At 63.9% G+C, this 23,011-nt stretch carries 17 protein-coding genes; 5 read left to right on the top strand and 12 right to left on the bottom strand.

Annotated elements, in window-relative coordinates:
- The first annotated feature begins 26 nt into the window (after window positions 1–26).
- From FDP28_RS19565 to fdxA, 4 genes are read left to right on the top strand one after another with little or no spacing between them, the layout of a single operon-like run.
- Window positions 27–974, top strand: coding sequence for a dihydrodipicolinate synthase family protein (locus FDP28_RS19565; protein ID WP_144663269.1), 948 nt, complete (start codon window positions 27–29; stop codon window positions 972–974).
- Window positions 974–1,801 (top strand): SDR family oxidoreductase, encoded by an 828-nt coding sequence (locus FDP28_RS19560; RefSeq protein ID WP_144663268.1) that lies wholly within the window; start codon window positions 974–976, stop codon window positions 1,799–1,801. The genes FDP28_RS19565 and FDP28_RS19560 overlap by 1 nt, the downstream gene beginning before the upstream one ends.
- A 16-nt stretch (window positions 1,802–1,817) precedes the next feature.
- A complete protein-coding gene (locus tag FDP28_RS19555; protein WP_144663267.1) occupies window positions 1,818–3,284 on the top strand; it encodes an aldehyde dehydrogenase family protein in 1,467 nt (488 codons plus the stop codon).
- Window positions 3,285–3,290: 6 nt separating this feature from the next.
- The gene (gene fdxA, locus FDP28_RS19550) at window positions 3,291–3,590 is read left to right on the top strand and encodes a ferredoxin (RefSeq protein ID WP_144663266.1); all 300 of its coding nucleotides are present in this window, start codon (window positions 3,291–3,293) and stop codon (window positions 3,588–3,590) included.
- Here fdxA and FDP28_RS19545 read toward each other — a convergent pair.
- Window positions 3,587–4,330: a response regulator transcription factor gene (locus tag FDP28_RS19545; RefSeq protein WP_144663265.1), complete on the bottom strand. Its 744-nt coding sequence runs from the start codon at window positions 4,328–4,330 to the stop codon at window positions 3,587–3,589. The genes fdxA and FDP28_RS19545 overlap by 4 nt on opposite strands.
- Window positions 4,331–4,429: 99 nt before the next feature.
- Between FDP28_RS19545 and FDP28_RS19540 the strand changes: the two genes are divergently transcribed.
- Window positions 4,430–6,100, top strand: coding sequence for a sensor histidine kinase (locus tag FDP28_RS19540; RefSeq protein WP_144663264.1), 1,671 nt, complete (start codon window positions 4,430–4,432; stop codon window positions 6,098–6,100).
- 2 nt (window positions 6,101–6,102) lie between these two features.
- Here the strand turns inward: FDP28_RS19540 and FDP28_RS19535 are convergent, their stop codons facing one another.
- The 11 genes from FDP28_RS19535 to FDP28_RS19485 all read right to left on the bottom strand — a co-directional run bounded on the left by FDP28_RS19535 (window position 6,103) and on the right by FDP28_RS19485 (window position 23,003).
- Window positions 6,103–6,357, bottom strand: a complete 255-nt coding sequence (locus tag FDP28_RS19535) for a PLDc N-terminal domain-containing protein (protein ID WP_144663263.1) — start codon at window positions 6,355–6,357, stop codon at window positions 6,103–6,105.
- Window positions 6,358–6,392: 35 nt separating this feature from the next.
- Window positions 6,393–7,601 carry a 5-methylcytosine restriction system specificity protein McrC gene (locus FDP28_RS19530; protein ID WP_144663262.1) on the bottom strand — a complete coding sequence of 403 codons (1,209 nt, stop codon included), beginning with the start codon at window positions 7,599–7,601 and terminating at the stop codon, window positions 6,393–6,395.
- Window positions 7,602–7,674: 73 nt separating this feature from the next.
- Window positions 7,675–9,906, bottom strand: a complete 2,232-nt coding sequence (locus tag FDP28_RS19525; protein ID WP_144663261.1) for an McrB family protein — start codon at window positions 9,904–9,906, stop codon at window positions 7,675–7,677.
- A gap of 59 nt (window positions 9,907–9,965) precedes the next feature.
- A complete protein-coding gene (locus FDP28_RS19520; protein WP_260842548.1) occupies window positions 9,966–11,903 on the bottom strand; it encodes a DUF5107 domain-containing protein in 1,938 nt (645 codons plus the stop codon).
- A gap of 1 nt (window position 11,904) precedes the next feature.
- Window positions 11,905–14,979, bottom strand: coding sequence for a glycoside hydrolase domain-containing protein (locus tag FDP28_RS19515; protein WP_144663260.1), 3,075 nt, complete (start codon window positions 14,977–14,979; stop codon window positions 11,905–11,907).
- A gap of 158 nt (window positions 14,980–15,137) precedes the next feature.
- Window positions 15,138–15,896, bottom strand: coding sequence for a copper homeostasis protein CutC (locus tag FDP28_RS19510; protein WP_144663259.1), 759 nt, complete (start codon window positions 15,894–15,896; stop codon window positions 15,138–15,140).
- Window positions 15,897–15,921: 25 nt separating this feature from the next.
- A complete protein-coding gene (locus tag FDP28_RS19505) occupies window positions 15,922–16,338 on the bottom strand; it encodes an acyl-CoA thioesterase (protein ID WP_144663281.1) in 417 nt (138 codons plus the stop codon).
- Between the two features lie 53 nt (window positions 16,339–16,391).
- A complete protein-coding gene (locus tag FDP28_RS19500) occupies window positions 16,392–18,470 on the bottom strand; it encodes an ABC transporter ATP-binding protein (RefSeq protein ID WP_144663258.1) in 2,079 nt (692 codons plus the stop codon).
- Window positions 18,467–20,200, bottom strand: coding sequence for an ABC transporter ATP-binding protein (locus tag FDP28_RS19495; RefSeq protein ID WP_144663257.1), 1,734 nt, complete (start codon window positions 20,198–20,200; stop codon window positions 18,467–18,469). Before FDP28_RS19495 ends, FDP28_RS19500 begins: the two co-directional genes overlap by 4 nt.
- A gap of 243 nt (window positions 20,201–20,443) precedes the next feature.
- The gene (locus FDP28_RS19490) at window positions 20,444–22,510 is read right to left on the bottom strand and encodes an MDR family MFS transporter (protein WP_144663256.1); all 2,067 of its coding nucleotides are present in this window, start codon (window positions 22,508–22,510) and stop codon (window positions 20,444–20,446) included.
- Window positions 22,503–23,003 (bottom strand): MarR family winged helix-turn-helix transcriptional regulator, encoded by a 501-nt coding sequence (locus FDP28_RS19485; protein WP_144663255.1) that lies wholly within the window; start codon window positions 23,001–23,003, stop codon window positions 22,503–22,505. The genes FDP28_RS19490 and FDP28_RS19485 overlap by 8 nt, the downstream gene beginning before the upstream one ends.
- Window positions 23,004–23,011: the final 8 nt, after the last annotated feature.

Below are 23,011 nucleotides of genomic sequence, written 5' to 3'. Positions count from 1 at the left end.
CACTTCAGCACCGAAAGGAACCAACCATGCCGCAATCTTCTGCGCCCAAAAACGCTTCCCGGAACAGTTTGCCGGCCGGCGTCTGGGGCGTCGTGGCCACGCCGTTCCAAGGCAGCACCCTTGACGTGGACCTGGACAGCTTGGCCGAACTCGTTGAGCACTACCAAGCCATTGGAGCCACCGGCCTCACGGTGCTTGGCGTGTTCGGCGAAGCAGCCGCGCTCACTCCGCAGGAACGCCGGGACGTCCTGGAAACCGTGGTCGAGTCCACTGCCCTCCCCTTGGTAGTGGGTGCGACCGCGCTGGCCACACGGCCAGCCATCGAAGAGGTCATGGCAGCGCAGGCGGTTGCCGGACCACGCCTGGCGGCGGTCATGGTGCAGGCCAACTCCGCCCGGGCAGAAGCGGTGATCGCCCACCTTGACGCCATCCACCGGGCAACCGGCGCCAAGGTGGTCCTTCAGGATTACCCGCTGGCCAGCGGCGTCTCCATCTCCACGGCAGCCTTGGCTTCAGTGGTGAATGCCTGTGCATACGTCATAGCCGTCAAAGCCGAGGCCCCGCCCACCAGCGTCGCCATCGCGGAGTTGAGTGCCGCCGTCGGGGTTTCCATCTTCGGCGGGCTGGGCGGCCTGGGCCTCCTGGACGAACTCATGGCAGGCGCCTCCGGCGCAATGACCGGCTTCTCCTACCCCGAAGCCCTCATAGCGTGCGTCCGGGCGTGGCAGGACAGCGGATACGAAGCCGCCGAACGCGAACTTCAGCCCTACCTGCCGCTCATCAACTTCGAACAGCAAGCCAAGGTAGCCCTCGCCATCCGCAAGGAATGCCTCCGCGAGCGCGGACTCATCAAGGACTCCGGGGTCCGGGCACCGGCTGCACTGTTCCCCGAAGCCCTGCGGGGCTCAATGGCAGTCCACTTGAAGGAAGCGGCGTCTGCATTGGATGCCCGTGCAACGGCAGGGAGTTTCTGATGGACCTCGGAATTGCAGGAAAGACAGCACTCGTAGCCGCATCCACTGGCGGACTGGGACTGGCCGTGGCGCGGGCGCTCGCTGCCGAAGGCGTTCGGGTGGCGGTGGTCGGGCGACGCCGGGACCGTGCCAAGGAGATTGTTGCCGAACTTCAGGCAGCCTACGGGACGGGAACGTTGGGCATCGGATCGTTGGGAAGCAGCGGCTTTGACGCGGTCGCGATCGAAGCGGACCTCGGCACACCGGAGGGCATCGAATCCGCCGTGGACCAAACCGTAGCCAACCTCGGGCCGATCGACATCCTGGTCCTCAACGGGCCCGGACCCAAGCCGGGCGCGGCCGCAACCCTGACCTCGGAGGATATGGCCGCTGCGTTCGACCTCCTGGTCAAGCCACACCATGCCCTCGTTTCGCGGGTGCTGCCCGGCATGCGGGAACGCCGCTGGGGCCGCATCCTCGCGATCGGCTCCAGCGGAGTAACTGCTCCCCTGCCCAACCTGGCCGTTTCCAACACCGGACGCGCTGCCTTGGCCGGCTACCTCAAGACCCTCGCTGCCGAGGTCGCGTTGGACGAGGTCACCGTGAACCTGCTCCTACCTGGTCGTATTGCCACCGACCGCGTGACACAGCTGGACCAAGCCGCTGCCAAGCGCCGCGGCACCACCCTGGAGGACATCCAGCTCGAATCCCGCAAGACCATTCCCGCCCGCCGGTATGGAGAACCCGCCGAGTTCGGCGCCGCCGCCGCCTTTCTATGCAGCGCGCCGGCGTCGTACATCACCGGAGTCGCACTCAGGTGCGACGGCGGCCTGATCCGAAGCCTCTAACCCATTAAGGACCACCATGACTTCCACAGCTTTTGACACCACAGTCACCACCATCACCGCTCAGCACCTCATCAATGGCCAGTGGCTCGGATCAGCGGATACGGAACGGATGAACCCGGCACGGCCCGATGAACCCGCAGCCCTGTCCCCCAGCGGCACAACGGAGGACGTGGATGCCGCCATTACGGCCGCCGCCGCTGCACAACCACACTGGGCTGCGCTCCCTGCTCCGTCGCGCGGTGCCATCCTCATTGCCGCCGGCAACCTGTTGATCGAACGTCAGGCGTCCATCGCCGAGGACCTGGTCCGCGAAGAGGGCAAGACCCTGGCAGAAGCCAAGGGTGAAGTGAAGCGCGCCTCGGATGTCCTTCGATTCTTCGGGTCCCTCGGCTGGGCGGCAACGGGCGAAGTCCTGCCAAGCGGCCTCCCGGATACCACCATCACCACTCGCCGCGAACCCTTGGGCGTGGTCGGCCTCATCACCCCGTGGAACTTCCCTATCGCCATCCCCGCGTGGAAGACCGCACCGGCCCTGATCAGCGGAAACACTGTGGTCATCAAGCCGGCAGAGCTGACTCCGCTGTCCGCAACGCACCTGGCCCGTGCCCTGCAGGACGCCGGCCTGCCCGCCGGGGTGTTCAACGTGGTCCATGGCAAGGGCCGCGTTGTGGGTGACGCACTGTCCCGCGATGCACGCATCGCCGGGCTCTCCTTCACCGGCTCCACCAACGTGGGCCTGGGTTTGCAGGAGATCCTGAACGCCCGGCGGGCCCGGGTGCAGCTGGAAATGGGCGGCAAGAACGGCGTGCTGGTGCTGGACGACGCCGATCCCCGCAAGGCCGCGCAAGTAGTGGCCGCCGGAGCGTTCGGGCTGACTGGGCAGGCCTGCACGGCAACCTCCCGGGTGTACGTGACCCCGGGGATCCGTGCGGCGTTCCTTGACTCGTTGGTGGCCGAAGCGGCCGCATACAGCACCGGCGACGGGCTCACCGAAGGCACCCGGATGGGCGCCGTGGTGAGCAGGCAGCAATTCGAGCAGGACCAGGCAGCGGTGCGTACCGCCGTCGAACGCGGCGCCACCCTCCTGCACGGAAACTACGACGGCGACCCGACCGGCGCGTTGTTCTTCCCCGCGGCGGTTCTCACCGACCTGCCGTTCGACGACGCCGCGGTAACAGAGGAGATCTTCGGTCCCGTGGTGGCTGTGCTCGAGGTACGCGACTACGAAGCGGGCCTGGCCGCCATCAACGATTCCCGCTATGGACTGACAGCAGGCATCTGCACGGACTCACTTGCGCTGGCAACCGACTTCGCCGCACGCGCACAGGCCGGCGTAGTCAAGGTCAACCGGCCCACCGCAGGTTTGGATCTCAACGTACCGTTCGGCGGGGTCAAGGACTCCTCCACCAACACGTTCCGCGAACAGGGTCGGTCCGCCCTGGACTTCTTCACGTGGGGCAAGACCGTCTACACGGGTGTGTAGACAAGTATGAGTTACGTGATCGCGCAGCCCTGCGTGGATGTGAAAGACAAGGCGTGCATCAATGAATGCCCTGTCGATTGCATCTACGAGGGCGCGCGTTCCCTCTACATCCACCCGTCCGAATGCGTGGACTGCGGGGCGTGCGATCCCGTGTGCCCTGTGGAAGCCATCTACTTCTCAGATGACGTCCCCGACGAATGGTCAGACTACGTCCGGGCCAATGCGGAATTCTTCGACGACGGCCCCGGGCGCTCGCTGCCCGGGACGGACCACCCGGTCATCCAGGCGGAACCCACCCGGGTTTAGTTGCTCTGGATCGAGGGCGCGAGCCTGTAGCCAACACCGCGGACAGTTTCCAGCCAGCGCGGGTTTTGGATGCTGTCACCGAGCTTCTTGCGCAGGTTGCCCATGTGCACCTCAACCGCGCGTTCGTCCGCGTCGCTGACGTAACTGCCGACGTCGTACGGTTCATTGCGGAGGCGACGTGCAAGATCGGCCTTGGTCCGCACGATCCGGCCGGTTTCCAACAGCGCCAGCAGGAGGTCGAATTCCGTGCGGGTGAGCTTCAGCTCGGTCCCGTTCAGCGTCGCGGTACGTGAACCGGCTGAAACGGCCAGGCCGTTGTGCACGAGCTCGGGATCGGCTGCTTCCGGCGCGCTCTTGACGTCCGACGACGACCGTGGCCTCCGCATCATGGCCTCCACACGCGCGCGCAACTCGCGCGGCCTGAACGGCTTGGTGAGGTAATCGTCGCCACCGGCTTCCAAGCCCATGAGCGTATCGAGCTCCTCGGCACGGGCCGTGAGCATGATGATGTACGCGTCCGAGGACTTGCGGATCTGCCGTGCGACCTCGAAACCATCGATGTCGGGCAGGCCAAGGTCCAAGGTGATGACGTCGGGGTTGAGCTGGCGGGCATACGTCACGCCTGCTGAACCAGTGGACGCTGTGTGAACGTCAAACCCTGCCTGGGAAAGAACAACCCGCACCAATTCGCGAATATCCTGGTCATCTTCGATAACCAGCCCCACACGTACTTCACTCATCGCTGCCCCTCAGCCCCTTCGATAACCTCAGAAGTATATCCGTTATGGTTAGGCTGATCTCATGAACCGAATTTCTTCCGCACACGTGGTGGTTGTGCCATGACCCAACCCTCAGCGTGGGATATTGGTGAAAAGAAGAAATTGCTGGTTTTTCAGCGCTCGTTCCATGAACATACCCTGCGGATGCGGGTTGTCCTCAGCCAATTGCCGTTATCGGTGTGTGTCTGTATCTCGGCCATTCTGGTGTGGCTGTTTTTCCCCGCCACCCTTGAGAACCCGCTGTTCCTGGTCTTCCTGCTAAGCCAGGCCCTTCTTTTGGGCCTGTGCATTGCGATTCCCTGGCACAGGTTGCCCTTTGCCAGCTTCCTCACCATCCCGATCCTGGACATGGTGTCCATCGGCTTCGGCCGTGAGGGAGGGCAAGAAGCGCTCACGGGCCTCAGTGTGCTGGTGGTGTTGCCCGTCATCTGGCTGTGTGCTTCCGGGCTGTACCCGCGGCTGGCAATAGCACTGTCCTTTTTGGGTCCGCTCGGTATTGTCTGGATCCCGGTGTTCGTCCATGACCAGGTCAGCGAGCAGGCACTCACCAAACCATTGCTCTTCCCGATCCTGATCCTTGGCATCGGCGTCTCAGTGAGTGTCCTGACCCTGAGCATGGTCCGTCAGCAGCGGGCGCTCGAGCAAAAAGATGAGGCACTGAAGGAAGCCCTGGACATCAGCACCAAACAGGAACGTTTGCTGAACACGGTCATGGAAGCCCTGCCTCTAGGCGTGGTGGCCGTTGACGGCGACGGGCACGACATCCTCATGAACCGGCGCCAGCGCCACAGCCATGCTTTGGCCACCCCGGCGGACAATGCCGATCCCAACGAGTCCGAGCTGTTGGTCTTCGACACGGACAGGACGACGCCCCTCCCTCCGGATCGGCGGCCGGTACGGCGGGCTGTCCTGGGCGAACGCTTCACCGACCAATTGGTGTGGCTTGGTACTGGCCCCGAGCAGCGGGCCTTCACCACCAGCGCCCGCCCCATGCTCGACGACGACGGCAAGTTCGCCGGCTCCGTGGTTGTTTTCAGCGACGTCACCGACCTCGTAAACGCTTTGGCAGCCAAGGACGAGTTCGTCGCCAACGTCTCCCACGAGTTCCGCACCCCGCTGACATCCATCCTGGGCTACGTCGAGCTGATCCTGGACGACGCCAACACTTTGGACAGCCATTCGCGCAAGCAACTCGACATCGTCAAGCGCAATGCGGAGCGGCTGCTTACCCTGGTGTCCGACCTGTTGGCTGTGCGGTCAGGCCAAATCGTCATTCAACGGCACACGGCAGACGTAGCGGAGCTCGTTCGTGGCAGTGTCACCTCCGCCGAACCCCGAGCAGCAAAAGCCGGCATAAAGCTCTCGATGGACCTTCCCGAGGCCCTCGAAGCCCGCGTGGACTCTTCCCGCCTGGCCCAGGTGCTGGACAACCTGGTCTCCAATGCCATCAAATACTCCCCCGACGGCGGCGATGTTGAAGTCGCCGCCTGGGAGGATGACGACTTTATCTTCTGCCGGGTCAGCGACACTGGCATGGGCATGAGCGAAGAAGAACAGGCTGAGGCCTTCACCAAATTCTTCCGCGCCGGAAGTGTCCGTAAAAGCGCCATCCCCGGTGTCGGGCTGGGCCTGCCCATCAGCAAAGCCATCGTCGAAGCCCACGGCGGAACCATCACCCTGGAAAGCGTGCCCGGACAGGGAACCACCTTCACCGTGAAGATGCCCGCCTAGCCCTACCGTGTGGCGGGTGTACCGCCTACCAGCCCGGATTCGCGACGCCGACCAAAGAGGAAGTAGCTGACCGGGCCAAAGAAATTGATGAACGACGCCGCACGCCACAGCGCCTTCTTGCCCCGGATTTGTGAGTCGGGAGTCCGGCCGAGGCTGCGCTGGGCGGCAACCAGCAACGCCAGGTTCACTGCACCACTGAGCACCACGGATACGCGCTGCCCCTTGCTCATATCCCGCCACGACTTCTTGCCGGCCATAGTGCCTCCTATCGGCGAACGGTGTACTTCTCAGGCTAGTCCGACGCCGAGCGTCCCGCCACAGCCTGGCGTACTACTTCGCCCCACGACTGTTCCGCGAGGTCAGCCACGGCTGCCAGGATTTCCGATGGCGGGCGGGACAGGTCCAGTGGATACTCAACGATGTCGATGTCGGTGTTCAGGATGCGCCGCAGTTTCACTTCCCCGGCTCCGGCGTACACCAGCCAGGCCGTGGGAACCCGCAGGGCCGTGCAGTAGGCCAGCAACTGGTAGTGGTCCGCGCTGAGGGAGGCCCCGGCGTCGGACGCCGCTTTGTACTTGGAGTCGTACACCACCACGGGGCGGCCGCCCAGGAAATGCACGGCATCAGGCCTCACAGTCAACCGGTCGGAATCCCGGACGGCTTCGTTGAGGAGGGCGCCGTACTGGAGTCGCATCTCCCCCGGATAAGCGCTCATGGCGCTCCGGAGGGCGGTCCCCACGAACTCTTCGAACACCTGTGCCATGTCCACCACGAACGATGCCGTGCGCTGTTTGCCCTGGCCAGCCTCCGCGGAGCCGTTGCGGAGGATGACTTCGGCCAATCGAAGCGCTGCATGGAAACGAAGATTCATGCGGCTGGCCCGCCACGGCGGCAGCGGCGCACCGGGCTGGAGGCGGGTGACGGCGTCGAGCTTTCCCTTAAGCTGCCGCAGGCGGCTCAAGACGTCGGGCCGGACTCCCGGAACCTGTCCCATGCGTTCCAAGGCGGCTCGGAGGATGCGGTTTTCGGCGATGTCCTCGGTGAATTCGTCGTAGGAAACTTCCAGTGGCACCAGCATTCCAGGCCGCCGGGAGATCTGGTCCGAGATGCGGATCCGGCCCTTGACGGTCCGCAACGATTCCTCCACGTTGAGGTAGCCCTGCAGCACTCCCCGGCTCAGGGCTTTGTCCGCCAGCTGGGCCAGGGACTCGGCGAGCGCACTCCACAGGTCCGGGTGCTCCACGGCTTCCACGGAGTGGTCGCGGAAGCCTTGGTCGCCGGCGTAGCTGAGCAGGAACAGCAGGCGGTTCAGGCCCAGCCGGTCTTTGGGACGGACCTCCAACTGGATGGTGGCGGTCCGCACGGAGCCCACCTTGCCCGCGGGTTCAATGCGGTACAGGCCCATGCCCATCGGCGAGGCCTTGGCCAGCCCACTGGTGTTGATGAAGGCCGCGGACTCGGCATCGAGTTTTTCCACCACCCCGCCGGAGAGCTCGTCCATGACGATATGCCGGGGCCCGGTGGTGGGTTTCCTGGCACTGGCCGGTGCCCTTGCCGGCCTCGGGGGGATGGCGTTAGCGGTCGCCAAGACGTCCCAGCAACTGGTCAAGGCCGAAGCGTTCTTCCAACTGGGCGCGGTTCAGTTGCCCGTGGTAGTGCTCCTCCAGCAGTGGCATGAGCTCGTACTTCCAGATGCGGCGCAGGCCGGCGGGGTTCTGCGCGGCGTTCTTCATGAAGTACGACGGTCCGATCATGAGGTCGCGGTCCCAGTCGTCGATCGCGTCGTTGAGGGCATCCAGCAGGTCCGCGTTCAGCGTGTCCAAGCCGCGGGCTTCCAGGAAACGGCGCAGCGAGCCGCGGACCGGTTCAACCTTCGGGTGCAGTTCAATGAAAGCGAAGCGGCGTCGGATGGCCGCGTCCATCATGGCGATGGAGCGGTCAGCGGTGTTCATGGTGCCAATGATGTACAGGTTGTCCGGCAGGCTGAAGGGCTCATTCGGGCTGTACTGCAGGTAGATGCGGTCGTCCCGGTACTCCAGCAGGAAGTACAGCTCGCCGAAGACCTTGGCCAGGTTGGCACGGTTCATTTCGTCGATGATCAGGAAGTACGGTTTGTGGGCGTTCTCCGGCTTGGCGGCCTCCTCCGCGAGCCGCCTCAAGGGTCCGGCCACGAGCTTGAAGGAGACCTGGCCGTCGTCGGTCTTGTCGGGCCGGTACCCTTCAAAGAAGTCCTCGTACGCGTATGAAGGATGGAACTGCACCAGCTTCACGCGTTCGTCCGTATGGTCGCCGGCAAGCTCCGCAGCCAAGTGCTTGGCGAGGTAGGTCTTGCCGGTACCCGGAGGGCCATAAAGGACCAGCTGGCGGTTCTCTTCGAGCAGTTCCGCGATCTCCTGCAGCGGCTCCAGGTCCATGTGCAGCGAGGCCGCGAACTCTTCGGTCAGGGGACGGAACCCTTGCTGGACGACCTCGACGGCGACCGTCGGCGGGGCCTCGTCCTCACCGTCGGTTTCGGCCTCCACGGGGAGCAGTTCCTGGAGTGCCTGTATGACCCTGGTGACGTCCACGAGGATGCCGGGGGTGGACAGCTGCCGCTGCGCGTGGCGTGGCAGTTCCGGAATGGCGTAGCTGTCATCGAACCAGCGGACCTTGCGGCGGATGCGGCGGTTGTCCTCGTCGTGCTCGGGCTCGCCAAGGACCACTCCCACACGCACGCGGCCGGCGTGCTGGTACAAGGTCAGGTCGCCCGGCTTCATGACCGTGAGGAAGGCGAACACGGCCGTTTTCATGTCTTCGCGTTCGACATAGCCGAGGTGTTTGTAGTCCTCGTCCACTGCGTGCTGCACTACCCCGGCAGTGACTCCCGCGGTCAAAGTACGCAGGTGCTGGACATCCAGGGTGGCCTTTTCCTCGGCAACCCAGGAAGCGAGCAGTTCCGCGTTGTCGTGGTGGGTGCGCAGCAGCCATGACCGGCGCCCCGGATCCCCCACCTTGCGCCACTGGCTGACCAACTGGCGGGCGTACCAGTCGATACGCTGCCCGGCTTGCTCGTCCAAGTGCAGGCGGATGCGGTGGATGTCGGCGGTGATGTCCTCATCCGTGTCGCCCTTGGCACCGCCCACCAACGAGGCAAAGGCGTCCCGGATCTCCTGGCGTTCCACGTCGGCCACCACGGGCTCGAAGTAGCTGGGCCACACCAGGTACTCGATGCTGCGGCGCAGGGCAGGTTGGTCGTCCGGGGTGGCGGCTGCGAGTTCGTGGAATGCGTGCGGGTCGCTCAGTGCCCGGTTGATGGTCTCCGTGCTCTGGCTGTCCACGTGGGCGACGAAGCGGCACAGCCATTTCAGGTGGTCCCAGATGGTCCAGTTGAACTCGGCAGTGCGGTCACGGATCACGCCGTGGTCCGTCATGCCCTGGTACAGCTCTTCCGGAAGCTCGATGGGTGGCTCAACCCAGGACGCCGCCTCGGCCACGCGGGCGCGTTTGACCCTGAGCGATTTGACCTCGTGGGCCAGCGGCAACGACTGGAGGAACAACAATTCCACGGCCAACAGCTTGGCTTCCCGGGAGGCGCCTTCCAGGTTTTGCCGCAGGTTGGTCATCATGGGCGCCTTGGAATCCTCAACGCCGCGCTCGAGCCTTTCCAGCAGCTCGGCAGCAGCATCCGCAGTCCAGGTGAGTGTGCGGCCGTCCAGCGCCGAGGGTTTGCCGTGAAGCGCCGGACCGAGCACATACCACGCTGCGTCCTCGATCTCTTTGGAGACTCCGGGGGCGCGGTCAATGGCAGGTTTCAAGGAGGGAATCACCCTGCCAACTTACCTTGTTTGGTTTAACCAAGCATCTGGATATCCACAAGCTTTCCGTGCTAATGCATCCCGAATTGGTAGGCCGCAGGCACCGGCTCCTCCGGGCACACTTCCTCCCAGAGTGCCGCGATGGCATCCTCTCCCTCACGGAGATCCGGAACCTCGACGCCCTCACGCAGGATCGCTGCGGCCTCGGCTCCGTGCCCGCCCCTGGCGAGCGCCAGCGCCCTGAGGAACCGCAAGCGCCCGACGGCGGGTCCCCCGCTGGGTGCCGACTCCACCAGGTCCAGCGCCATGACGGGGTCGCCGTGCCGGATGCTCAGCGTCACCGCTTCCAGCAGTAAGGCGGTGGCAGTCGAATCGGTTTCAACGGCTGTCCGGAGTTCGGCGAGGCCTTCTTCGTCCTGCCCCGACGCCAGCAGGGCCAAGCCCAGTCCGCGGTGCGCCAAAGCCCGGGTCCGACGCCGGACACCCTTGGCTTCCAGGACCTCCCGGTAGCCTTCCTTCGCGCCGGCAAGGTCCTGCCTGGCATGGCGCATAGTGGCCAGCTGGAAAAGCCCCTCAGGGTTGTCCTGCATTGCGAGCAACTCTTCCCAGTCCACCCCGGCAACGTAACTGGGGGCGCCGTCGAACGCTTGTCCCTTCAGCAGCCCGAGCCACGGTTCCTGATCCCCTGTGATGCTTTCGTCCACGAACGGCGTCCCGCTCTCATCCACCCACTCCAAGCCCAGGCGCCGACGCCGCGCCCGCTCCACGACACCCCAGCCGCTTCCCACCAACAGCATTTTCGACGGCGGCACGTCTGCGTTGCTGATCGCTGCAGGGAGCATTGCCTCAAGTTCGGCGTGGGCAAGGAGGTCCTCCAGACGTTCTCCGGCGTGGGCGACGGCAGCATCCCAATCGGTGCCGTGCGAGGTCCCGGCATCCAGATGGCCGTTGCCATACGCCTCAACCCACGCCCACTCCGCCCCCGCCGGCATCACCAAGTGCTCGAACTGGGTCTGCGCCAGGCCGGCCTGGATCTCCGCATAGGGACCTGCTCCCGGGCTCAGCCATTCCTGCCAACGTTTGCCGCCTTGGCCTTGACCCCACACGAAGAGCTTCTTTCCCCGCAGGAGCCCCGTGGACAGCATCGCCAGCCCGTCGCCGTCGTCGTCCGCTGCCACCACCCAGCGACGCTCGGAGGGGTCGATGTCGAAGAAGAAATCCGCCGCATGCGGGTTGTTGACCAGCCAGGTGCCGTCATAGCCCTCGTGGGCGGTGGGACGGACGCGGGTGATGTCGGTGGCGTAGTCGCTGCCGAACGCTTCCTGGGCCGGGGCGATCACGCGGGTACGGTCAGTTTCCGGGATCGCGGCGTTGCTCCACCAATACATCGGCACATCGTGGTCGTTCGGGTTTCGGATCCGGACCGCGGCGAACACCACGGGAGAATCCGCCGGCAGCCAGATGTCCACCTGGAACACAACCTCCCGGAGCCGCTCGTACTCCCACATGCGCAGGACATGTTTGCCGTCCGGAGTGTGCACGATCGCCGTGTGCAGGGGGTCGCAACTGGTGGGCGAGTGCCCGCGGGTGCCGATGTTCCACTCCAAACCGCCGGCGAACCAGGCCTTTCGCAGTGCGATGTTGGCCAGCTGCGGGGCATCGTGGGTGTGCAGGAGCTGCTTGCCGGTCGCCTTGTCAAAGATCTCCCAGATACGGCCACCCAGCGACGGCAGGACCGTCACCTTGAGCTTGCTGTTTTCAAGCACGACGGCGGGCACCTCCCTGGGTGCGGCGTCGCGGCTGTAGCCGTCCTGCATGAGGTACGGGTACACGTTCGGCACGACTCCATAGCGGGTCGAGGCCTGGAGTGCCTCCGGCACGCCGTCTCCCACGGTGTAGGGCTGGTCGAGTTCGGCTGCGACAACGGGAAGCGGGTTCAGCGGACCGAGTTCGGCCATGGTCAGGGCGATGGTGGTGACGGTGAGGGTGGAGGTTGCGGTGCTTGGCACGTCAGAATCCGATCGTCAAGAGGACGCCGCGCTGCGGCTCGATGGTCATTGTTTCGGCGGGCCCATGGCTCGCTGCGGATTGGAAGCCACGGATCGCCGGGGCCTCGAGGGGCAGGGACGCGAGGTGGGCCGATCCGGCGTCGAAGTTCAAGCTCACGTGCACAGTCTCCTCGGCCCAGGAAGCCAACGCCACCACTGCCTTGTCCCCGGAAATCCACGTGGTGGCCAGGACATCGGGATGGTTGGTCCTCACCGGCGCCTGGGAATCCCAGAAGCCATGCATCTGCGCTTGCTCGAGCCCGTGCTCTGCCCAGAACTCCCACAAGGCACGGTTGTCCACGGCCGGCGCCCTGCCCGTCATGCCGAACACCATGCCGCGCCAGGGATTGCCGCCGCCTTCGAGCATTTCGCCCATGAGGCCGAACGGGATCCCGGACAGTTCCACCAGCCAATAGTCCGGGCCTGTGCCGTCGTAGTCGAAGTACTCCCCCAGCCACAGCCGGTCCACATAGGGCAACTGCTCCATGTACAGGTTGGCCGAAGAGGCGTAACCGTCGTGGGCCGTGAATTGGTTGGCGGAATGGAGGTCTATTTCCGGGCCCTCGGTCCCCCGGTCCAGGCAGGCTCTCTCCAGGACTTTGCGGACCCGGAGCATTGCGTGGCGGTCATAGGCGATGTCGTCCAGGTAGATGCCGTCAATGCCGTCTTCCCCCTTGGCAAGTTCGGCGAGGCTGCGCACGTAGAAGTTCTCCCAGCGGGACTGGCCCGTGGTGACCACGGCGATGTCGTCCACATTGGGGGCGAACCACGCCGAGACGTAGCCGCTGCCTGCGTGCTCCTGCAGCCACATATGGCCCTTGCCTGGGCCGTCGCTGAAAATCTCATGGTCCAGCTGCAGCAATGGAAGCAGTTCGGGGCTATGGAAGGTGAGTTCACGCACTGTGTTGTAGACCTTGGCTTTGAGCCCTTGCTCGTGGCATTTAGCGATGTACGCCCGGAGCGAGTCCTCCGTCAGCAGGGGGTCGTTGATGTACGGAGCGGGGGCCGTGGCGTGGTGGATGTTCACCACAGTGGCTCCGGCGGCTTTGATGTGCGCAGGCTCGGCAGGCTCATGGAAATATCGCTTGGACAGGTGCTTGCCGGGTTCGATCACCTTGAACGGCGTCAGCAGGAGCCTGAAATCGAAATGGAGCGGCTGGGCGGGCTGCAGGGTCCGGGCGCCACTGTAGGCGCGCACCGTCACCTTACCCTCGCCGGTCCGCAGGCCCACACCACCACGAACCACTCCTTCCCCTGCTTGGCGGTTGGCCCACGACACCGGCTCCACCAGCGGTTTTTCCTTATAGAAGTTGGTGTTGAGCGGGCGTTCGTAGTGCTCGTCCCGCAGTGCCAGCTGGACTCCGGCGTTCACCCCGCCCAGCCATAGTGCGTCCTGATTCCTGTCCGCAACGTCCCAGGTCCAGTCGATGCTTTCGGGTCGCCGGCCACCGGGGATGCCCAGGCCCATGGCGAACGGCACTGTTGCCTCATGAAACCCAAGCTGCAGGCCGACGTCGGGCACTTCCACAGGCGCGTCCGACGCCAGTTGCAGCGAGAACTGCACCGCGCCGTCGGCGTCGAGTACGCCGTTCACGTCCAGGGTCACGGCGGCGTCGTGGTCATCGTGGCCGGTCCAGCGGCAGTGCCAGCTGACTCTCGCCGGCCCCTCCACCGTGAAAGTGAGCGGCGAATGGTTCCAGCGGATACCGCCAACGTCGAACCGCATGGGAACGTCAAAAAGTTCGACGCCGGGGCCGGCCGTTGACGTAACCGCTCCAGTGAAAGTGGACGTCACCTGCGCTGGCAGGCCCGTCCCGGAAAGCTGCAGGGTCCTGCCCAGGATTCCCAGCGTCCTGTTGGGCTCATCCAGCGTGATGGCAGTGAAGGGCGCCACGAGGTCCGCGTCCTGGGCCATGGTGGAATCCAGCCAGGCCAGCCGCCGCAGGAAGCGCGGATCCCCGAAGCCCCCGGCGAGGATTTCCGGGTCGCTGTCCGCTGCCACGTCCAAGGTGACCTTGACCAGCTGCTGGTGCTCCGGGGTGGAGGGGCTTGCTGCGGTGATCGTGAGCACTGCCTCGAGCGTCGTACCTGCGGCGTCTGCAGGTACCGGAAGGACCACGTACAGGGCCTGCACTGTATCTGCCGCGACCCTCATCGGCCGGCCCTGTTTCCTTCCGGACCACGGCCGGCCATGGCGGTCCACGCCGTCGGTGGTGATGCAGTGCCCTTCCGTGCCCGACACCTCCACCCTGACGTCATCGATGTCTTCCTGCGCATAGAGACCGAGCTGGACGACGTAGTCCTCGCCCGCCTGGGCTGCCCCACGAAAGTCAGGTGACGGGCCGTTGATCACCCAGTGCGCTGGCAGTTCCGTACGCAGGGAAATCGGGTTCAAGCGATCTTCTGGAAACAGCAGGAAGGGCTCCCCGGCATGCTCCAGGTGCAGCTGCTCCAATTCCCCGGCACGGGCGGTGAAGTTCATGGGCGCGAAGGAGTCGCGGCGGCTCGCGGCCTCGTATCGAAGGACTGTGGCCCGGGGCAGTTCAGCGGTCCCACCTGGCGCCCACACCGAAAGTCCGACGGCGGCCGCCCAGGCTGGGTCCGCGGCCGGACGCCGCGGGAGGTACTCCGCCTGGGGATAGTGGGGCTTGCCCAGCATGGCGTAGGGCAGGTAGTAGACAAAGTAGATGCCGGGCCCGTCCAGGGCCTCGAACACCAAGGTTCCGGCCTCTCTCGTGGCCTCTTCAACCACCACGTTGCGAACCCTGGATCCGGTGGCTTCCGAGACAACGATGATCTCGACGGACGCGGGATCGGCGTCCTGCCGTCGCCACGGCAGGACTACGCGGTGGGCGGCAGTCTTGTGGAGGGTCCTGGTGGGCTGAACCTGGACCACGAACCGGTGGTTCCCATAAAGGAATTTGTCCCAGGCCCCCACAGCGCATTCCAGCTCCGGATGGCCCGAAGCAATGACGCTTGTTTCTGTGGTGGTCGGCGGGCTAACGAGGGCCGGTGAAACCGGCGAAGGCAGCGGCATCGCTGGGACTCCTGAAGGTTGCTTTGGGGCTTTCCACCGAGTTGGTGAATCCTTCAATCATTGGTGCAGGAGTGCCCTCTGTAAAGAGTCATTACGATGCGCACTCACTGCCAAATCCTGGCCCGGCGTCTGGACAACCAGGACACTTTCGGCTGCTTTCAGTTGCCGGCGTTGACTGCGTTGAGTTTCGCTTTGGCTTGGCGCACAATCTCCCGGTCGGTGACGGTGTAGGCCGTGGGATCGCTGCCGTCCTGGGAGCCCAGGGAAATCGTTCCTTGGCTGAGCGTCGAGACAGTCTTCTTGGCTGAAAGGTGGACTGCCGACAAGCCGGCGGAGCGCATGGCCGGGATGTCTTCCAAGGACAGTCCCCCACCGGCCATGATCTCCAAGGGACCTCCGGCGCGCTCAACCATCCTGGCAAGGGTGGCAACACCCGCCCCGGCCGTTGGTGCGTGACCGGAGGTAAGAACCCGGGTGAACCCCAGTTCCAGGAGCTGATCCAGCGCGGCCAGGGGGTCCCGGGACTGGTCGATGGCACGGTGGAAGGTCACTTGAGCCCGGGAGTCCGCCTCACGGGCCGCCTCCAGCAGTCTTCGGACCGTGCGAACGTCCACATCACCCGAAGGTGTCAACGCTCCCACCACAACGCCGTGCGCGCCCTGGGACAGCAGGTGCCGGACTTCATGGACCATGGTGTCCACATCCGATGCCGAGTACAGGAAGTCCCCCGGTCTGGAGCGAACCAGCGGATGGATTTCCAGCCGCCCGTCCACGTGCTCCAAACTCGCTTCCAGCAGTCCTTGGCTTGGCGTGACGCCGCCGAGCTCCAGGCTGCTGCAAAGCTCGATGCGGTCGGCACCTTCTGACGCCGCAACTCCGGCTCCGGCAGCGCTGACGACGGCAATTTCAAGTTTCATGCTGAAACTCTACGTGCCGGGAAGGTCAGGCCTTATACCTTTCCAGCTTTTCCTTTTGCCCGGGTGTGAGTCTTAGGACCCGTCCAGTCTCCTCGGCGACAAAGGCCAGATGGGTGCTGGCTTTGACGCACTCATCCCGGGTGACGGGATCCTTGATGACGTAGTGAAGATCGAAACTGGCACCCTTGATGGCACCGACCCAAATCTCCACGACGGCGGGAATGTTGCGGTATTCCAGCGTCCGCACGTAGCGGACCTTGTGCTCCACCACGAGGGTCATGATGCCCTCCTCAACGTCGTTGAAGAGGGCAGCCGGCGGCTCCACGCCGGGAAGGCCCGCGCCTCGGGGAGGTCCGAATGCGGCGATTCGCGCTTCCTCGAGCATGCGGACAATCTGGACATTGTTAATATGTCCGTAAGCGTCCATGTCTCCCCAGCGCATGGGCACGAGGACCTCAATGCGCCGGGGTTCCACGGACTCGGTCAATTCCGTACTCAGCTGTGCACCGCCGTCGAATCATCCACCGCAGACTCTTGCTCTCCAGCGAACTGGGACATATACAAGCCGTAGTAAGCACCTTCCAGGGCGAGCAGCTGGGTATGGTTGCCCTGCTCCACGATCTGGCCGTTCTCCATCACCAGAATGGTATCGGCATCGCGGATGGTGGAGAGGCGGTGGGCAATCACGAAGCTGGTCCGGTCGGTACGGAGCGCGGCCATGGCTTTCTGCAGCAGCAGTTCCGTTCGCGTATCCACCGAGCTGGTGGCTTCGTCCAGGATCAGCAATGAAGGGTCGGATACAAACGCGCGGGCGATGGTGATGAGCTGCTTCTCACCGGCGCTGACGTTGTTGCCTTCTTCATCGATGATCGTCTGGTAACCGTCCGGAAGGGCACGGACAAAGCGGTCCACATAGGTAGCTTTCGCTGCCTCCATGATCTGCTCTTCGGTAGCATCCAGCTTGCCGTACTTGATGTTGTCGTAGATGGTGCCGCCGAACAGCCATGCGTCCTGGAGCACCATTCCGACCTTTGACCGGAGTTCGGAACGGGTGAGGTCCTTGATGTCCACGCCGTCCAGGGTGATCCGGCCGGAGTTGAGTTCGTAGAAACGCATTACCAGGTTCACCAGGGTGGTCTTGCCGGCACCTGTCGGGCCAACGATTGCCACGGTGTGGCCTGGCTCGGCGCTGAATGACAGGTCCTCAATCAGAGGCTTGTCTTCCACGTAGCTGAACGAGACGTGCTCAAACTCCACATGGCCATCGGTCTTGGCCGGAAGGTGCCGCGTGCCGGTTTCCTCGATCTCTTCCTCGGCGTCCAGGAACTCGAACACCCGCTCCGCGGATGCGACGCCGGACTGCAGCATGTTGGCCATGCCGGCAATCTGGCCGAGGGGCTGGGTGAATTCGCGGGAGTACTGGATGAAGGCCGTGGCATCACCCAGGCTCATGGAACCGGAGGCAACGCGGAGTCCACCGACGACGGCGATGCCCACGTAGGACAGGTAGGAAACGAAGTTCATGGCCGGGAAGATGATGCCGGAGACAAACTGCGCACCAAAGGATGCTTTGTAGAGTTCCTCGTTCTTCTCATCAAAACGGGTCAGCATGTCGGCATCGCGGCCGAAGACCTTGACGAGGTCGTGGCCGGAGAACGATTCCTCGATCTGGCCGTTCAGGGCGCCCGTGTTCTTCCACTGTGCGGAGAACAGCTTCTGGCTGCGGGCTCCGATGGCACCGGCAATGACACCGGACAGCGGCAGCGCGATCAACGCGATGAGCGCCAACTCCCAGGACACGATGAACATCATGACGGTAATGCCCAGGACCGTGAGTACTGAACTGACCAGCTGCGAGAACGCCTGCTGCAAGCCCTGCTGGACGTTGTCGACGTCGTTGGTTACGCGGGACAGGATGTCGCCTCGCTGCCGGGTGTCGAAGTAGTTCAGCGGGAGCCGGTTGAGCTTGGCCTGGACGTCATCGCGAAGTTTCTTGATGACCCGCATGACGATCCTGTTGAGCAGCCAGCCCTGTGCCCACAGGAAGATGTTGGCCACGAAGTACATGAGGAGCACCACTGAGATCAGGAACGTCAGCTTGGAGAAGTTAATCCCGTTGGTGAGTTCCATCTTGGACACCATGTCGGCAAAGTTCCCCTGGCCTTGCTGGCGCATGAGCTCGACAAACTGCTCCTGGGAAACGCCCGGCGGAATCTGCTTGCCCATGACCCCGCCGAAGATGACGTCCATTGCGCTGCCCAAAACCTTGGGCGCGATCACGTTGAGGACCACGGAAACGATGACGAGCCCGATCACTATGAACACGCCAACCCGTTCAGGCTTCAGCAGGCCCATCAGCCGTTTGGCAGAAGGCCAGAATTCCTTGGCCTTCTTTGCGGGAACGTCCCCGAACATGCCGCCGTCGGCTTCGGAGGGAACGTACTCTTCCTCAACGAAGTCATCGTCATCCAACGCTTCGGTTGCGACCTCTGCCGCAGCTGTTGCCTTGGCGTCCTTCGCGGCTTGGGCCTTGGCAGCCCAGCCGCGCTTCTTTTGCTGGTCCTGCCCGCTCATGCCACTTCCTCCACGCTCAGCTGGGATTCGACGATTTCCTGGTAGGTGGGTGAGGTTTCCAGTAGTTCGTCGTGCGTTCCCCGGTCGACAATGCGGCCGTTGTCCAGTACCAGGATTTCGTCGGCGTCCGCAATGGTGGAGACGCGCTGGGCCACGATGATGACCGTGGCATCCTTGGTCTTGCCCTTCAAGGCCTTTCGAAGCCTGGCATCGGTAGCAACATCCAGCGCCGAAAAAGAATCGTCAAACAGATAAACGTTGGGCTTGGTCACGAGGGCCCTGGCGATGGACAGCCTCTGGCGTTGTCCACCGGAGACATTGGTACCGCCCTGCGCGATCCTTCGGTTCAGGCCGGAGGACTTCTCTTCCACAAAGCCCTTGGCCTGGGCGGTTTCCAGCGCGTCCCACAGTTCCTCGTCCGTGGCATCGGGCTTGCCGAAACGCAGGTTGTGCTCGATGGTCCCGGAGAACAGGTACGGCTTCTGGGGCACGGCGGAGACCCGGCTGGTGATTTCGGAGGCGTCCATTTCGGTAACAGGAACGCCGTCGAGCAGTACCTCACCGGAGGCGACGTCGTAAAGCCGCGGCAGCAGCGAGACCAGGGTTGTCTTTCCCGCACCGGTGGAGCCAATGATGGCGAGGGTCTTGCCCGGCTCGGCGGTGAAGGAGATGTTGCTCAATACAGGCGCCTCGGCCCCCGGGTACTTGAAAGTGACATCGCGGAACTCCACGTGTCCCCTCTTCTGTGCCGGCACCACGGGAGAAGACGGGTTGTGAATGGAGGGCTCGACCTCTAGGACTTCGCCAATGCGGTCTGCACAGACAGAGGCGCGGGGAATCATCATGGCCATGAACGTTCCCATCATGACGGCCATCAGGATCTGCAGGAGATACTGCAGGAAGGCCGTCAGGGAGCCGACCTGCATATCGCCCGAATCAACGCGCTGGCCGCCAAACCAGAGCACCGCCGCTGTGGACAGGTGCAGGATCATGCCGATGGCCGGGAACATCAGGACGAACAGATTGCCGATCTTCACCGACACGGCAGTGAGGTCTTGGTTTGCGTCACCGAATCGTTTGGCCTCGTGCGGTTCGCGAACGAAGGCGCGGACCACGCGGATACCGATGATCTGCTCGCGGAGTACGCCGTTGATGGCGTCGATCTTGGCTTGCATGGAACGGAACAGGGGCATCAGCCTGACCACGAGGTAGCCAACTACTGCCACGAGCACGGGAACGGAGACCCAGACGAGCCAGGACAGGCTAAGGTCCTCCCGGAGCGCCATGATGATGCCGCCAACACACATGATGGGTGTCGAAACCATGAAGTTAAGGCCCATCAGCACCAGCATCTGCACTTGCTGGACATCGTTGGTGCCGCGCGTAATCAGGGTGGGGGCGCCAAAACGGTTGACGTCTTGGGCCGAAAAACTGCTGACCTGGCGGAACACGCTGCGGCGGAGGTCGCGGCCAATGGCCATCGCGACGCGGGCGCCGAAGTACACGGCGATGATGGCTGTGAGCACCTGTCCCAGGGCAACTGCGAGCATGAGCGCACCGGTTCGCCAGATGAAGTCGGTGTCGCCGCGGGAAACTCCCTCATCAATGATTTTGGCGTTGAGGCTGGGAAGGTAGAGCGTGGCGATGGTGGACGCCAACTGAAAAATCAGCACGGCCACAATCTGCGGCAAATACGGCTTGGAGTAGCGCCGTATCAGGGTGACAAGCATGCCCACGGGTCCTTAGAAAGAGTGAGTTAATGTGACGTAAGAAAGTTTTGCAGCAGGGGCTGACAGTATTAGCCTCCCCACTCTACGAAATCCGTTGCCCCGGCGAAACAACTTCGGGAAAAGATCATCCCAGCGGATTAGTTGTCGTGTCGCGGCTGCTTCATTGGGGGCAAAACCCGTCCCGGGAACGGCAAAGCGCCGGCTGGATTCCCAGCCGGCGCCCTTCCTTACGGGTAGGTGGTTCTAGCCTGCGTGTTTGCCGTGTTCCTGGCGGGCTTCAGCCCCCTGCAGGAGAAGCAACGCCATCCGTTCCTGTTGCCTGCGTTCGCGCTTGAGTTCCTTGGGGATCGCAGCCAGCTCATCAGCCGTGGCCGCCTGCTGTTCCGCAATGCTCTGCTGCTCCCGCAAACGGGCCTGGAGTTCCACGTTGGCGCGGCTGAGCTGCAGCTGCTGTTCGGCCAGGACGTACTGGGTACGGGAGAGCTGCTCCTGTACTTCCTTCACGTCGGCGGTGGCGTTGGGCCGCTCCTGGGTCAGGATCCGGGCAAACTCGAGGTCCAGATCGGTTCCCGGGTCCTCCTGGCGAACGGCACGGTCCGTACCGGAAAGGGGACGTCCGGCACCCGGGCGGCTTGCGCCGTCGTCGTTCTTCACGGCGTCTGCGGAAACGGCGTCCATGGAGGACGTGTCCAGCGACATCCCGGCTTCACCGGATGCCGTTGCCACCAGTTCCTTCTCGGGAGCTGCGTCAACTGTGCGGCGCAGCGGACGCTCCTTGATGAACAGCACTGCCAGGAGGGCCACGACGCTGATGACGGCCGAGATCAGGAAGATCTGGGCAGTGGCATCACCGTAAGCCGCACGCATGATGTCGGCGATCGGTGCGGGCATGTCCGCCAGGTCCATGCTGGCGCCGGAGCTGCCGCCCTGGACAGGAATACCGGCCGCAGCCAGTCCCTCGACGGCCAGGTCCTTCACATGGTTGGACATGACGGCTCCAAGAACCGAGACGCCGATTGCGCCACCGACCGAGCGGAAGAACGCCACGGAAGCACTTGCGGTTCCAATGTCCTTGGCCTGCACGGTGTTCTGCACGGCCAGCACGAGGTTCTGCATCAGCATGCCAAGGCCCAGGCCGAACACGCCGGTGTAGATCGCCACGATCCACAGTTCGGTGGTGTGGTCCATGGTCCCGGCGAATGCCAGGCCGCCAATCAGGAGCACTGAACCTGCAATCAGGAACCTCTTCCACTTGCCGAAGCGGCTGATGAGGACACCGGAGGCCACGGAACCCACGAGGTTCCCGGCGATCATGGGGAGGGTCAGCAGGCCGGCCTCGGTAGGCGTGGCGCCGCGGGCCACCTGGAAGTACTGGCCCAGGAACGTGGACGAGCCGAACATCGCGATGCCCACGGCGACCGAAGCGATGATGGCCAACGCGGTGGTGCGCTCGGAGATGATCTTGAGCGGGATGATCGGCTGGGCAACCTTGGTCTCCACGAAAACCAGGAGGGCCAGGAGGGCAACGCCGCCACCGACCATGAGGGCGGACTGCCACGAAACCCAGTCGTAGTATTCCGGGTTGCCGGCGAAGGAGACCCAGATCAGGAGCAGGCTCACGCCCGAGGTCAGCAGGATGGAACCGAGCCAGTCGATCTTGGCCGGGCGCTTGATGTGCTGGATCTTCAGGGTGATCTGGAGCAGGATCAGGGCAACGACGGCAAGGGGCACGCAGACGAAGAACGTCCACCGCCAGCCGAGGGGGCTGTCCACGATGAAGCCACCGAGCAAAGGTCCACCGGCGGTGCCGACTGCCATGACGGCGCCCATGTAACCGGAGTACTTGCCACGGTCGCGCGGCGGGATCATGGAGCCGATGATTGCCTGGGCCAGCGCCGTGAGGCCACCCATGGCGATGCCCTGGATCACGCGTGCCGTCAGCAGCAGCGGGATGGTCTCGGACAGTCCGGCCATGACAGAGCCGGCGACGAAGATGATGATGCTCAGCTGAACCAGGAGCTTCTTGTCGAAGAGGTCAGCGAGCTTGCCCCAGATGGGGGTGGTGGCAGCGTTGGCCAACAGCGCGGCCGTGATGACCCAGGCGAAGTCGGTCTGGGTGCCCTTGAGTTCGGACATGATGGTGGGCAGCGCGTTGGCAACGATCGTGCTGCTCAGGATTGCCGTGAAGAAGGCCGCGAGGAGGCCGGTCAGGGCTTCCATGATCTGACGGTGGGTCATGGGCGCGGCCGCCTTGGCCGCGGCGTCCACCGCCTGTCCGGGGACTGCGTTCTGCGTTGCTGGTTTAGCCATTCCGGGCTCCTAAGCTGTTTTGGTCTGTTGTGTGGGAGCCGGCCGCCGTTGCCCGGATTGAGTCCTTCAGGGATTCAGTGAGTTTGTTGATGACCTGGGAGGCCTCGAGGGCGTCCGCCTCGCTCCAATCCGCCAGGTAATCCCGCAGTCTCACGCTGCGTTGTTCTTCGAATTCGCGCAGTTTCGCTGCGCCCCGCTCGGTCAGGGCCAGCAGTTGGGCCCTGCCGTCGGCCGGATCCGGCCGCCTGGCAACGAAGCCGAGCTCCTCGAGCTCCGCGACGTGGCGGCTGAGGACCGGCGCACTTACGCCAAGGCGCGCGGCCAGGTGCGTGGCCCGGGTCTCCCCCTCGCCAATGAACCGCATGACACCCTGTACCGCCATTCCGACGTCGGGAACGCGGGCCATGTGGGCGGTCACCACGCAGCGCAGAGTCCGCTGCAGGTCGAAAATCTGATGCACAAGATCGGTTGCTGTGGCAGAACCGACAGACATGTAAAACA

Source organism: Paenarthrobacter nicotinovorans (assembly GCF_007670255.1).
Taxonomy (GTDB): Bacteria; Actinomycetota; Actinomycetes; order Actinomycetales; family Micrococcaceae; genus Arthrobacter; species Arthrobacter nicotinovorans_B.
This window is presented reverse-complemented; position numbering and strand designations above follow the sequence as displayed.

Excerpts from the sequence above, each read along its gene's own strand:
- FDP28_RS19565 (WP_144663269.1), top strand. The coding sequence starts at position 27 with ATGCCGCAATCTTCTGCGCCCAAAAACGCTTCCCGGAACAGTTTGCCG.
- FDP28_RS19560 (WP_144663268.1), top strand. The coding sequence starts at position 974 with ATGGACCTCGGAATTGCAGGAAAGACAGCACTCGTAGCCGCATCCACT.
- FDP28_RS19555 (WP_144663267.1), top strand. The coding sequence starts at position 1,818 with ATGACTTCCACAGCTTTTGACACCACAGTCACCACCATCACCGCTCAG.
- fdxA (WP_144663266.1), top strand. The coding sequence starts at position 3,291 with ATGAGTTACGTGATCGCGCAGCCCTGCGTGGATGTGAAAGACAAGGCG.
- FDP28_RS19545 (WP_144663265.1), bottom strand. The coding sequence starts at position 4,330 with ATGAGTGAAGTACGTGTGGGGCTGGTTATCGAAGATGACCAGGATATT.
- FDP28_RS19540 (WP_144663264.1), top strand. The coding sequence starts at position 4,430 with ATGACCCAACCCTCAGCGTGGGATATTGGTGAAAAGAAGAAATTGCTG.
- FDP28_RS19535 (WP_144663263.1), bottom strand. The coding sequence starts at position 6,357 with ATGGCCGGCAAGAAGTCGTGGCGGGATATGAGCAAGGGGCAGCGCGTA.
- FDP28_RS19530 (WP_144663262.1), bottom strand. The coding sequence starts at position 7,601 with ATGGACGAGCTCTCCGGCGGGGTGGTGGAAAAACTCGATGCCGAGTCC.
- FDP28_RS19515 (WP_144663260.1), bottom strand. The coding sequence starts at position 14,979 with ATGCCGCTGCCTTCGCCGGTTTCACCGGCCCTCGTTAGCCCGCCGACC.
- FDP28_RS19510 (WP_144663259.1), bottom strand. The coding sequence starts at position 15,896 with ATGAAACTTGAAATTGCCGTCGTCAGCGCTGCCGGAGCCGGAGTTGCG.
- FDP28_RS19505 (WP_144663281.1), bottom strand. The coding sequence starts at position 16,338 with ATGCGCTGGGGAGACATGGACGCTTACGGACATATTAACAATGTCCAG.
- FDP28_RS19500 (WP_144663258.1), bottom strand. The coding sequence starts at position 18,470 with ATGAGCGGGCAGGACCAGCAAAAGAAGCGCGGCTGGGCTGCCAAGGCC.
- FDP28_RS19495 (WP_144663257.1), bottom strand. The coding sequence starts at position 20,200 with ATGCTTGTCACCCTGATACGGCGCTACTCCAAGCCGTATTTGCCGCAG.
- FDP28_RS19490 (WP_144663256.1), bottom strand. The coding sequence starts at position 22,510 with ATGGCTAAACCAGCAACGCAGAACGCAGTCCCCGGACAGGCGGTGGAC.
- FDP28_RS19485 (WP_144663255.1), bottom strand. The coding sequence starts at position 23,003 with ATGTCTGTCGGTTCTGCCACAGCAACCGATCTTGTGCATCAGATTTTC.